This is a genomic window from Olivibacter ginsenosidimutans, assembly GCF_039542865.1.
GTDB classification, from domain to species: domain Bacteria; phylum Bacteroidota; class Bacteroidia; order Sphingobacteriales; family Sphingobacteriaceae; genus Olivibacter; species Olivibacter ginsenosidimutans.
In genome coordinates this window covers 60,777-73,661 of sequence record NZ_BAABIQ010000038.1, presented here as the reverse complement: position 1 = coordinate 73,661, position 12,885 = coordinate 60,777, and the positions used below count along the sequence as shown (strand labels likewise).

The following is a 12,885-nucleotide window of genomic DNA, read 5'->3' as shown; positions in this document are numbered from 1 at the left end:
AACAAGTGTATGAATCTTTTTAACTTAACCAAACGCATTTTGCCTATTTTTTGTTTATTGCTAGGCATAATGACAACAGCTGTATATGCGCAAGAGCATATATCGGTGTCGGGTGTGGTGACCAATGCCAGTTCAGGCGAATCTTTGCCTGGCGTATCGGTTATCATTAAAGGCACGACCCAGGGGACGAAAACTGACGAAAACGGTCGTTTTACGTTAACGAATGTACAGAGAGATGCTACCCTACAAATTACGTATATCGGTTTTAATCAAACCGAAGTAAAGGCCGTTACCAATCCATTACAAATACAATTAGAACCCTCCGTCAATTTATTGGAAGATGTAGTTGTAATCGGTTATGGCTCGGTAAAACGAAAGGATGTAACAACGGCTATCTCCAGTGTTTCTACGGCCGATTTAGATAAACGTCCTATTGTATCGACAGGACAGGCACTGCAGGGGAAAGCAGCGGGCGTGGCCGTTGTTCAACCCAATGGTGCTCCTGGTGGTGAAACGTCTATTCGTATCCGTGGTACAACTTCTTTTAATGGTAGCAACGATCCGTTGTATGTGGTAGATAATGTGCCGGTTGATAATGTGAACTTCCTTTCACCCAATGATATTGCCGATATACAGGTATTGAAGGATGCTTCTTCAGCAGCTATTTATGGATCACGTGCGGCCAATGGCGTGGTGCTGATTACAACGAAAGCGGGTTCGACCGGTAACGCCAAAATATCCCTAAATACCCAAGTGACACAAACCGATGTGATCAATAATATCAAACCCCTTAATACTGCACAGTACAAGGAACTACAAGACGAGATCGGCTTAATTAATCTGCCAGATGGGTTAACCGATCAAACCAATTGGTTTGATGAAGCGTACACTAAAGGGAATATCCAAAGTTACCAAGCGTCTGTATCGGATGGTACCGAAAAAATCAAGTACTTTCTCTCCGGTGGATATACTAATGAAAAAGGAACCCTTGCTACTGCCTTTTACAAACGGTATAATTTTCGGGCAAACATTAGTGACCAGATCCGCAAGTGGTTAAACGTAACAGCCAATATTGCCTATTCAGATTATTCCAATAACGGTGTAACGACAGGTTTAGGTGCCAATAGGGGTGGAGTAGTACTTTCGGTAATTAATACACCAACCTATGCACCGATTTGGGATCCGGAACATCCCAATCAATATTATAATAACTTTTATGGCATAGGCAATATTACCAGTCCGCTCGAAAATATGGCCCGTAGCAAGAACAACAAGAACCGTGAAAACAGATTAATCGCTTCAGGAAATGCCTTAATCACTATTTTACCCGAACTGACCTTCAAATCGTCTTTTGCTATCGATCGGAGAAATGCGGTTAATACTACGTTTTTGGATCCGATTTCGACCGCTTGGGGAAGAAACCAATACGGAGAAGGATCTGATTCACGCAACATGAATACTGTACTGACGTTTGACAATGTTGCCACCTATACCAAAGCCTTTGATAAGCACAATGTCGAAGCCATGACCGGTACGTCATGGACCAAGTCGAACTACACCAACAACTGGATTAACGGATCGCATTATCGGAATGATTTGATCGAAACATTGAATGCAGCGAATAAAATTGCTTGGGATAACACGGGTTCCGGAGGATCTGAATGGGGGATCATGTCGTACTTTGGCCGGGTTGCCTACAACTTTGATAGTAAATACTTGATCACTGCCAATCTTCGGGCTGATGGATCGTCTAAATTGCATCCAGATAGTCGGTGGGGATATTTTCCGTCGGTTTCCGCCGCATGGCGCCTTTCTTCCGAATCCTTTATGGATGGTGCTGATTGGTTAGACGATTTGAAAATCCGTGGCGGTTGGGGACAAACGGGTAACCAATCGGGTATCAGCGATTATGCTTACCTGCAACGGTATTCGCTCAGTCGCGTGGAGTGGTTTAAAGAAGGGCAGGAAAATGCAGTTCCAGTAGTAACACCAACCAATTTACGGACACGTGACCTAACCTGGGAAACCACTACCCAAAGCAATGTCGGGATAGACCTGACCGCTTTGAATAACAGGTTAACCGTAGCACTGGATTATTATTATAAGCGCACAACGGATATGTTGATGAACGTTACGGTCGGCTCAGGACCAGCCATTTCAAGAAATATCATACGGAATGAGGGTGTTATGACCAATAAAGGGATAGAGTTGACTGTTGGCAGCAAAAACATTGATGGGGCCTTCATATGGAATACCGATTTTAATATATCCTTCAACCAGAACAATTTAGAAAGCTTGGCGCTTGCACAGATTTATAACGATGCTACTACCAGTGATGTAACACACGACTATGTGGTACGAAATGAGCCAGGACGAGCTTTAGGAGGTTTCTTTGGTTATATCAGTGATGGTGTTGACCCAGAAACGGGTGAATTGCTATACCGGGATTTGAATCAGGATGGACGTATTTCCTCAACAGATCGGACCTATATTGGCGATCCTAACCCGGATTTTGTCTTCGGTCTAACGAACCATTTTTCTTATAAAAACTTTAACCTAAGTATATTTTTACAGGGCTCTTACGGTAACGATATTTTTAATGCTTCCCGTATTGAGACAGAAGGAATGTATGACGGAAAGAATCAATCAACACGTGTACTCGACCGATGGCGTATTCCAGGGCAGATAACAGACGTACCCAAAGCAAATTTTGATATCAAAAATTCGTCTTATTTTGTGGAAGATGGAAGCTATTTACGGGTAAAAAATATTTTCTTATCGTATAATATTCAATCCGCAACGCTGACTCGTTTAGGTATCGGTAAGGTACAGCCTTATATTTCGGCCAATAATTTACTCACGTGGACCAACTATACCGGTATGGATCCAGAAGTGAACCAATGGGGTAATAACGGTGCTATACAGGGAATCGATTGGGGCACTTACCCCCAAAGTCGATCGTTTGTTGTAGGTATTAATGTTGAATTTTAAAAATGAAAAATATGAATTCCAAATATAAATACATATACATCGGATTATTGGGCAGCATGCTGCTCAGCTTTTCTTCTTGTCTGAAGGATTTTGATCCGGTAGACACCTACTCCGACGTGACGGAAGGAATTAACGATGAAGGAAAAGAGGTGGTTTTTAAAGATAAAGCCGCAGTGGAAAGTCATTTAAAAACACTGTATAATCAAATGCGCGATCGGCAAGAGCATTGGTACTTAGATCTGTTGCTCATAGCGGATGCCCATGCGGATAATGCCTATGGAGGTACTACGGGTGCCGAGGTTATTCCTTTTGAAAACAATGCCCTTGAGGGATCTAATTCCGTAATTGACCGCGATTGGAATCGTTATTTAGAAGATATGGCCCGGGCTAATCGATTGATCGTTAATATTGATGAAGTAGAGGATGCAACACTGACAACAGCCTTACGCGAAAGGTATAAAGCAGAAGCAAAAATCTTTCGTGCCATGATACTTTTTGATATGGTGCGCATTTGGGGATCGATACCGGTAATTACAACCGAAGCGGGGGATATTACCGCCGAAACGATTGAAGATGTATACGATGATTATTTTCCATCGCAAGCAACCGAAGAGGAAGCCTACCGGCAGATCGAGAAAGATTTATTAGAGGCCTTAGAGACAGCACCAGAGAATGATGCAGGCGATAAAACGCGCTTTTCCAAGTCGGTAGCACGTACCTTGCTCGCTAAGGTATATGCAGAGAAGCCAATTCGGGATTATTCGAAGGTTATTCAATATTGCGATGCTGTTACTGCAGATGGTTTTGATCTGGTAGACGATTTTAGTGATCTCTTTGGAATGAATGCAGCAGGTACAGACGCCAAAATGCGTAATACGAAAGAATCTATTTTGGAGGCGCAATTCTTTTCTGGAAGCGGGAATTGGGTAACCTGGATGTTTGGTCGTGACTTAGCAAATTGGAACAGCAACTTCACTTGGGCGAAGTGGGTAACCCCATCACGTGATCTGATTAAGGCTTTTGAAACAGAAGGCGATCAGGAACGTTTCCAAGAATCGGTCGTATATTATGAAACCAGCTGGAGCAACTATTATCCTTCCGATCATTATCCATTTATGTATAAATGCCGTTCGGCTTATAGCAGTATCATTAAATATCGTTATGCCGATGTACTTTTACTAAAAGCAGAAGCCTTGATTATGGGACCTTCTGATTTAGCTGGTGCCGCTGATATCATCGATCGGATTCGGCAGCGTGCGGGGTTGAAAAAATTGCCTGCTAATATCCGTGGAGATAAAGAGGCCATGTTAAATGCGCTTTTGAAAGAGCGCCGGTTGGAACTGGCTTTTGAAGGTCAACGCTGGTTTGACCTGGTGCGGCTCAATAAGGTAGAAGAAGTCATGAATGCTATTTTCGCGAAAGATTCGGGCAGAAAGGCGCTGGTGTATCCTTTCAATGAGACTTCCTATCGCTTACCCATACCGCAAGGAGTAATTGACCAAAATCCGAAAATTGTTCAAAACCCAGGCTATTAACTGATTAGATGATTTTAATGGTAAAGTATACGATGAAATTCAATGAATATATGAAACAGCTATTAATGGTGACTTGCTTTTTAAGCACAATTTTAATTGCCTGCAGCTCGGATAAAAAGGTGACACCAGAACCACCGGAAGAAAAACCGGAGGTGAAAGGCGACGTAACGATTTACGTAACCACCAATAATCGCGCATATGATTTTGCAAAACAGGCAGTTGACTTCAATGATAAAGCAAACATGTCGCCAACCACCATTACGTTAGATCCTAACACGCGTTACCAAACGATGGATGGCTTCGGTGCAGCCATAACAGGTTCTACTTGCTATAACCTGATGCAAATGGCATCGGCAGACCGAGCCCAATTTTTAAAAGAAACCTTTTCTGAAACAGAGGGCATGGGCCAAAGTTATATCCGTATAGCCATCGGGTGTTCCGACTTCTCTTTAAGCGAATATACACTTTGTGATGAGCCAGGCATCGAAAACTTTGGTTTACAGGAAGAAGAAAAGACCTACATTATCCCAGTGCTAAAAGAGATTTTAGCGATCAACCCCCATATCAAGATTATTGGTTCGCCTTGGACGTGCCCACGTTGGATGAAGGTGAGTAACCTGACCGACCGGCAGCCGTATAATTCGTGGACAGATGGGCAGCTTAATCCTGACTATTATCAGGATTATGGTTTGTATTTTGTGAAGTGGATTCAAGCGTTGGCCAAAGAAGGAATCGACATTTATGCCGTTACGCCACAGAATGAACCATTAAATCGGAAAAATTCTGCATCACTGTTTATGAGTTGGCAAGAACAACAAGTCTTTGTGAAAGAAAGTTTAGGTAAACAGTTAAAGGCAGCTGGGTTGAATACCAAAATCTATGTATTCGATCATAACTATAATTACGATAATATAAGCGATCAGAACGATTATCCGATTAAAATCTACGAAGATGAAGCCACCGCAAACGTAGTTGCCGGTGCGGCGTATCATAACTACGGTGGTAATAAGGAAGAGTTAGCCGATATTCATCAACAACGACCAGATAAAGAGTTAATCTTTACCGAGACCTCCATTGGCACTTGGAATGATGGGCAAAATTTGTCTACCCGATTGATGGACGACATGCAGGATGTAGCGCTCGGAACGATTAACAACTGGAGTAGGGCTGTTATTGTTTGGAACCTGATGCTTGACAGCGAACGTGGACCTAACCGCGACGGCGGATGCCAGACCTGCTACGGTGCAGTAGACATCAATAAAAGTAATTACAAATCCATCACGAGAAATTCGCATTATTATATCATCGGCCATTTATCGGCTGTGGTGAAACCCGGTGCAACGCGGATCGGTACAAAGGGCTATACCGCTACTGGGATTACCTATACAGCCTTTGAAAACCCTGATGGTAGTTATGCATTTGTGCTGTTAAATAATACTGGTGAATCAAAAAAGATAACCCTAAGCGATGGTACGCATTATTTTTCGTATGACGTACCTGCCAAGGCGGTGGCTTCTTACCGTTGGAAATAAAAGGAGGATCGCCAATCTACGTTAAACTATAATTGAAATAACATGAACAAATCGATATATATCCTATTGGCGCTCGCTGTGTTATGCTTCTGGAGCGCCTGTAAAAAGGACGATCAAAAAGCTGTCGGTAATCCGGTGATGGATACGAAGACTGAATTTTCAAAAGCGCTTTTTGGTGATAGTCTGATTTTTACGGTCAACGTATCCGATCAGGAAGTACCACTGTCTACATTGAAGGCACATTTGTATTATGGAGAAGAACTGGTTTCGGAGACGGTTATTCGTACGAAAACAAACGGCGATTATACGGGTAAAATTTATATTCCCTATTATGCCGACATTCCGAATGGTACAGCAACCTTGAAATTGGTTTTGCAGAATATCCACTTTACCTTAACGGAACAAACGTATGACCTATCTTTAGAACGGCCAGATTATCCGTATCTTACTTTGGTGGCCGGTGAAGAAACTTATCGGATGGAACGTACAGATCTGTATACCTATGCCGCAACGGCTAATTTTCCCATTAAAGTAAATGCCTATATTCAAGCACCAAAAGTAGGTGAAGCAGGCAATGAGCTAACCTTTGGATGGGAAGATAATGCCATTAAAGAAGGTAGTCTAACCAATATTCCATTTTCCAACCGATCGGCTGGGCAATATAGCATTACCTTCAACTCGCTAACGTACGAAGCTGCTCCATTTATTATTGCTTATGCGATTAATGAAACGGTAATGCAACGGATAGACGATAACCATTATAAATTGGATATGAACTTAACTAACGGACAAGAATTGGCGTTTGAAGGAATCAGTGATTTCGCCGATTGGTGGATCGATCCGGATTATTTGACAAAAGTATCAGACAATACCTTAAAATTTGCTGCACCGGATGGGCAATACCGCATAATCGCCAACTTCCAATATAAGTATTTTGCAGTGGAAAAGTTAGTGAATGGTGAGCCGGCCAAATTGCAGGCTGATGGCTCAGGAGCCGTTTGGATCATAGGAGAAGGGATTGGCAAACCATCGGTTAGTACCAATGCGGTAGGATGGGATACCGGTAAGGCTTTGTGTATGGTGCCCCTTGGCAATAAGAAATACCAAATAACAGTGGTAGCTGGTACAACAGTGAATGCAGACAATATTAATTTCAAATTCTTCCATCAGAAGGATTGGGGAGATGAGTTTAATAATACGTCTTTATCAACAACAAGTGATGTCATATTCATTGGCGACGGTAAAAACGGAAGAGACCCTGGTAATTTGGGAATCGTAGAAGGGAAGAAGCTAGAAAATGGAGCTACTTATGTGTTTACCATTGATCTCAGTGAGGGGAATAACAAAGCCATATTAACCGTGGTTAAGCAATAACGGAATCTCGAGCTTGTCTACAAGCCGTCATTTCGACTGTAATGCCTTATTTCATCATAACGCTCTGCCCAGCGGTCGAGATGACAACTATACTGCATTCCGGTAGAAATGACGGCAACAAGCTTTAAATAGTTTCGGTTTCCAACGGATTATGGATTATCTGCATGGTGGAATCTATTTCCATTCATTTCTTTTTCAAGCATGGCATATTGATTCCCTAAATATTTTTCCATCTCCATCTGTTTATATTTTTTGGAGTTATCTAGCATAGCCTGTAAGATACCCATACCTAAGCGAATATCGCGTTCGTCAACTGCTTGTGGTTTATCTTTGGCCAGTGCTATCTTATATTTCACCTGCTCGGCAACATACTGACCATTTCTTCTCATTAAATCGTTTGCCTTATTCGTTTCATTAACTTCATAAAGCGTGTCTGATAAATAATAAAAATCAACCGCTTGATTCATGCCTAAGACTTTTTGAGGCAACACCGTTAAACATTTATTAGCAACTTCGCGTGCGGCTTCCCGTTGATTGGTATCCAGTAATTCTCTGGATAAATTGTTAAAATCATTGGTGAGTTGCGGTACCATGCTTTTAGTAAGCGGATCCAGATAGTTTAACTGATTAACTTTGCCCCACGTATATTTTTGCATTAAATTTGAATATAGGGCTTGATAATTGGTTAATGGGGCCGTTTCATCAGGTTGCTGGCTAAGCGCAGCGATTTTAGAGGCATCTATAGGCATTAATTTGGATACCATCCCCTCATTCACCAGGTATTTATTCAATCCCATCTGTGCACTTTTAGGCATTCCATTCGAAAAGTAGATTGGGCGTTTCCATTGATTGTTGATGAGTATATTAAAAAAAGCTAAGTCGCTACGTGTCACAAAGTCTTGATTAAAATCCCATTCCATGCTGTCGGTAATGAAATCATTCCATGCCTTAGGAACAACATGATTCGCTAAAACTGTATGCTTATTTATCGCAAATTTCAGCTTTTTAGTTGGCAGGAAATTCTCTCCGGTTTGTTGTGACTTATCTGCAGGATGATCGGATAGCATAATCGCTAAAAGATCTTTAATCTCTACACGCTCCTTGATCCCATAGTCTTCATAGGAAAGATAATCCCGTACACCTTTATCAATCTTTGCTGGATCGATATCGATGGGAAGAGGTGCCGATTGGTTGATCTTTTTGCGCATTTGCTTTACATACCAATCAGAACTTAAGTAGCCAATATTCACAATGCGTATATCTGGCCGGATATTCTCCACCTCCTGTGCGTACCAGAGCGGGAAAGTGTCGTTATCGCCATACGTAAATAATATAGCGTTTGGAGCACAGGATTCCAGGTAATTACGAGCATATAGATCGCGTGTACTGTAGCGTTGTGAGCGATCATGGTCATCCCATCCGTCTTTGATCATCAATAGGGGAGCTAGGACAAAGGCAATGGCAAAGGCGCTTATGCTAGCATATTTAGCTGCAAACTTTTTCTTAAATAGCTGTGTGAGACCAATAACACTAAAGCCTATCCATATCGAGAACGCATAAAAAGCGCCTACATAAACATAGTCGCGCTCGCGTGGCTGGATTGGCGTATCATTGAGATATAAAACAATAGCCAGACCTGTAAAGAAAAAGAATAAGCTAACAATCCCCATATCTTTCTTATTTGTCCGATAGTGCCAACATAAACCAATAATTCCCAGTAATAAAGGGAAAAAGTAAAATTGATTACGAGAGGGGTTTTCTTTTTCGGCTTTTGGTAGCGCATATTGGCCACCCAATCGCATATTGTCAATAGCCTTAATGCCACTCAACCAATTTCCGTCTGTCAGATTTCCCATTTGGCCTAAATTATCGTTCTGCCTACCAACGAAATTCCACATAAAATATCGCCAGAACATAACCCCTGCCTGATAGCTAGTGAAGAACTGGATATTACTGATAAAGTTTGGATGTTCGTTTGCTGATAAATGCAGCCAGTACCGATAGAAATCACTATCCTTTTGACTGTGCACACGAGGGAAAAGTGTGGTACGATCATAATCGTATACCGGTTTATGGCCGATCAATGTATAGTTCTTTTGATCTTTCCGGTAAATAGCAGCACCGTCGTGTACAGCCGTAGGTTGTGAATCGAAATATTTACCAGTTAGGAGTGGGTTGGGTATATATTGATCTCTGGAAATGTACTCCAGAAAAGAAAAAATATGATCAGGACTGTAGTTGTTTAGTGATGGATTGGCGCTGGCTCTTATGGCTACCATCGCAAAAGAACCGTAACCAAACAGCACAAAGGTAAAGCAAAGCAATCGTAAATTCAGCTGTGGTTTGTTCTTTTTAATCGAATAGCGGAAACCATAAATTAACGCTCCCGTTAATAATGCCGCAGTAAAAAGTATCCCACTACCAAAATGTAAACCTAGCTGATTGACAAAAAATAATTCAACGAAGGCAGCTATTTTAACCAAGTATTGAATGATACCCCATAAAATGAGTGCAAGTAAGAGCAAGCTCCAACCTAACGTTTTCAAAATTCCTTTTGTACTTACTTTTGGTGTTCTTTTGAAATAAATAACCAGCGCCAATACTGGAATTGTGAGTAAATTGAGTAAATGGACGCCTATGGAAAGCCCCATGATAAACGCTAAAAGAACCAGCCATTTGTCGGCACGTGGTTCTGAAGCATGGTTTTCCCATTTTAAAATAAGCCAAAACACCAAAGCTGTGCCTAGGGAAGACATGGCATACACTTCGGTTTCTACTGCAGAAAACCAAAAGGAATCGGAAAAAGCGTAAGCCAAAGATCCCACAACTCCTGCCCCGAATAGTTGAAAATAATGTATAGTGGTAAGGGGTTTATGGGTATGTAGCAGGGCTTTTTTGGTTAAAAAGGTAATGGTCCAAAATAAAAAAAGAATGGTTAATCCGCTACAGATAGCTGATCCAGTATTCATCCAGTAAGCCAGTGCGGCTTTATCACCCAATGCAAGGTTAGAAAAAATATTTTGGATCATTAAAAAGAGTGGGGCTCCCGGTTGATGGACAATTTGCAATTTATAGGAGGCGGCAATAAATTCTCCACAGTCCCAAAAGCTAACGGTTGGTTCTTTCGTAAAGAAATAGACTAAAGTTGCGATTAAACAACAGGTCCAACCAAAAAAGTTGTTTAATTTTTTGTAGGTCATCTCCATAATAAGGGCTATTTGTCCCTAAAAGTACTGGAGAAAAAAAGAAAATGCGTGCAAAAAAATGTTAAATAAATTAAATGTATGTGTTTTTGTTACATTAAAGCCCTTCTTTTATTTTTTGAGGAAGGCTATTGAACACGAGTGTATAGCTATGGTCAATCATTTCCTCTACTTGTTTTTTACCCAGCTCACCGTTAAGAATAACAGTGTTCCAATGTTTTTTATTCATGTGATAGCCGGGTAAAACACTATGCGGATGGCGTTCGCGCAGCTCGATAGCGCGCTCCGGATCACACTTAACATTAAAAGAAAGTGGTTGCCTGTCCAAACCAGTTAGCAGGAAGATTTTACCACCAACCTTAAATACTAAGGTATCTGGACCGAAAGGCATATCTTCTTCCGTGCCAGTTTTAGTTAAGCAGTACGTCCTCAGTTCTTCGATGTTCATTTTTTAAGTAAAAATTCAAAAGTAAAAAGCTTAAAGAGAATATAATATGCAAATAGCAAGACACAAGACAAATTTTAGCGAAATTAATAAAGCGAAAAGCACAAAGCCAAGAGCGTTAGGAATATTTGGATATTTGATACTGATGTCTTGATACTTATTACGCATAACTAATATAGTATTGTAAACTTCATCTCCAACGGATGGAAATAGCGAATCAAGTCTTTAATGAAATCATCACCATATTTCACGTAGAGCAAACCAAAGTTTTCTACTCTTTCCTGCAGCTCTCCATGGGGAAAAAATTTCTCCTTTATTTTGTCTATTTGATTGATAGCATCATCAAAATTTAATTTATCGGCCTTTACAAATTTTTTTTCCAGGTTATTAATAGCCCTGCAAAGTCGCGCTTTTATAGCTTCTGCACTTGGCCGAAGCGTAGGATCAATCTTGGTAGCTCTTTCCTTAATACGTTCAAAGATTGCTTCCATTTCCAACCATTCTTCATTTAAGTTTAATCGATGTTTAGAATGTATGCGTACATACTCTTTTTTCAGCTCATCGGATTGCTTGAAAATGCTTTTAAATGTTAAATTTAATCGAAAAATCTTATAGTCGAGGGCCTCATTGGATACGAGAGCGGAGTTGCGCGGAAGAAGAAGAGGAAAATCAACTTTATAATGGTCAAAATTGCTTTTTAATTGAAGCCAGTAAACAATCTCGGAACCTCCGCCAATATAGCACAAATTTGGTAAAATGATTTCTTGGTAGAGGGGGCGCATGACTACATTCGGACTAAAACACTCCGGTTGCTCTTCAATGGCTTGGATGAGTTCTTCTTTAGTAAAGCGTATATTGTGGTGTAAGACTTCAAATTGTCCGTCATCAGTTGCTACAATCCGTTCCCTGTATTCGTCTGTTAGGTAAAAAAAGTTAATTTCACGGGCATGTACTTGTGCTTCGAAACCAGCCTTTTCCAGAGCCTTTGTGTCTTTGGTAATATGTTGATAGCTATATTGCTCTACTATGTCTTCACGTATGTATGGGGCAAATATTTTTTTCAATGCGGGGTTGTCGGCATCTACAATAACTAAACCATACTGTTCAAATAAGCCATTAACCAAGTAGCGTGTAGCATCAGCTAAATTTTCGTGTCGGAGATAAGCATCTTCTATCAATTCAGCTAGCTTAGCAGAATTATGCGTTAGTCCGAGTAACTTTTGATACTTTTTTACCGTGCGGGCCATGGATAAGGTTTCCATACGCCCAGTAGCCGCTTGTGCTGGGATATCCCATTTAATGATTTCACCTTGAAGCTGCGTGTGGTTTATTTCCGCAAAGTCATGATCTTCCGTCGCCATCCAATAGATGGGAACAAAATGGTATGTGGGAAATTTTTCTTTTAATTGTTCGCATAGTTTAATGGTACTCGCAATTTTAAAAATAAAATACAGTGGACCAGTGAAAATATTTAATTGATGGCCAGTAGTTACGGTAAATGTATTTTCATCTGCTAGGCGTTCGATATTCGTTTTTACGGTTGGAGAACATTTTTCTAGCATCCGGTACTGCGCTTTTAATACCTGGACTAAAGTAGAACGATCCGTTTTGTCTTTTTTTTGTTCCAGTTGTTTTTCGAAACCTTGGAGGTCAGGCCAATTATTGATAAAAGGAGCAAGTTTTTTGTCTTTTGCTATATAAGCTAGTAGCGTTTCAGAAAAACTATGGGTATCGTTGTAATTAATGTAACTTGCTTTCACTGGTGTTTTATTAGCTGTTGATGATTAGCTCTCAGCCTTTAGCTC

At 40.8% G+C, this 12,885-nt stretch carries 7 protein-coding genes; 4 read left to right on the top strand and 3 right to left on the bottom strand.

Features of this window, described 5'->3' with window-relative positions:
- Positions 1-69 precede the first annotated feature (69 nt).
- Genes ABD930_RS13865 through ABD930_RS13850 form a run of 4 tightly spaced genes read left to right on the top strand, consistent with a single transcriptional unit; the run spans position 70 to position 7,432 of the window.
- A complete protein-coding gene (locus ABD930_RS13865; protein ID WP_345232331.1) occupies positions 70-2,991 on the top strand; it encodes a SusC/RagA family TonB-linked outer membrane protein in 2,922 nt (973 codons plus the stop codon).
- Positions 2,992-3,002: 11 nt separating this feature from the next.
- A complete protein-coding gene (locus ABD930_RS13860) occupies positions 3,003-4,526 on the top strand; it encodes a RagB/SusD family nutrient uptake outer membrane protein (protein ID WP_345232330.1) in 1,524 nt (507 codons plus the stop codon).
- Positions 4,527-4,576: 50 nt separating this feature from the next.
- Positions 4,577-6,058 (top strand): endo-1,6-beta-glucanase, encoded by a 1,482-nt coding sequence (locus ABD930_RS13855; RefSeq protein WP_345232329.1) that lies wholly within the window; start codon positions 4,577-4,579, stop codon positions 6,056-6,058.
- A 42-nt stretch (positions 6,059-6,100) separates the two neighbouring features.
- Complete coding sequence (locus ABD930_RS13850) at positions 6,101-7,432, top strand: DUF5125 domain-containing protein (protein WP_345232328.1); 1,332 nt, start codon at positions 6,101-6,103, stop codon at positions 7,430-7,432.
- A 149-nt stretch (positions 7,433-7,581) separates the two neighbouring features.
- Here the strand turns inward: ABD930_RS13850 and ABD930_RS13845 are convergent, their stop codons facing one another.
- From ABD930_RS13845 to bshC, 3 genes are all read right to left on the bottom strand, one after another.
- On the bottom strand, positions 7,582-10,638 hold the full coding sequence (locus ABD930_RS13845) for a glycosyltransferase family 117 protein (RefSeq protein ID WP_345232327.1): 3,057 nt from the start codon (positions 10,636-10,638) through the stop codon (positions 7,582-7,584).
- Positions 10,639-10,732: 94 nt separating this feature from the next.
- Complete coding sequence (locus ABD930_RS13840; protein ID WP_345232326.1) at positions 10,733-11,083, bottom strand: MmcQ/YjbR family DNA-binding protein; 351 nt, start codon at positions 11,081-11,083, stop codon at positions 10,733-10,735.
- Positions 11,084-11,250: 167 nt separating this feature from the next.
- Complete coding sequence (gene bshC, locus ABD930_RS13835; RefSeq protein ID WP_345232325.1) at positions 11,251-12,840, bottom strand: bacillithiol biosynthesis cysteine-adding enzyme BshC; 1,590 nt, start codon at positions 12,838-12,840, stop codon at positions 11,251-11,253.
- Positions 12,841-12,885 lie beyond the last annotated feature (45 nt).

Bases quoted from the DNA above. Each gene is read 5' to 3' on its own strand.
- ABD930_RS13845 (WP_345232327.1), bottom strand. From the start codon at position 10,638: ATGGAGATGACCTACAAAAAATTAAACAACTTTTTTGGTTGGACCTGT.
- ABD930_RS13860 (WP_345232330.1), top strand. From the start codon at position 3,003: ATGAATTCCAAATATAAATACATATACATCGGATTATTGGGCAGCATG.
- ABD930_RS13865 (WP_345232331.1), top strand. From the start codon at position 70: ATGACAACAGCTGTATATGCGCAAGAGCATATATCGGTGTCGGGTGTG.
- ABD930_RS13855 (WP_345232329.1), top strand. From the start codon at position 4,577: ATGAAACAGCTATTAATGGTGACTTGCTTTTTAAGCACAATTTTAATT.
- ABD930_RS13850 (WP_345232328.1), top strand. From the start codon at position 6,101: ATGAACAAATCGATATATATCCTATTGGCGCTCGCTGTGTTATGCTTC.
- ABD930_RS13840 (WP_345232326.1), bottom strand. From the start codon at position 11,083: ATGAACATCGAAGAACTGAGGACGTACTGCTTAACTAAAACTGGCACG.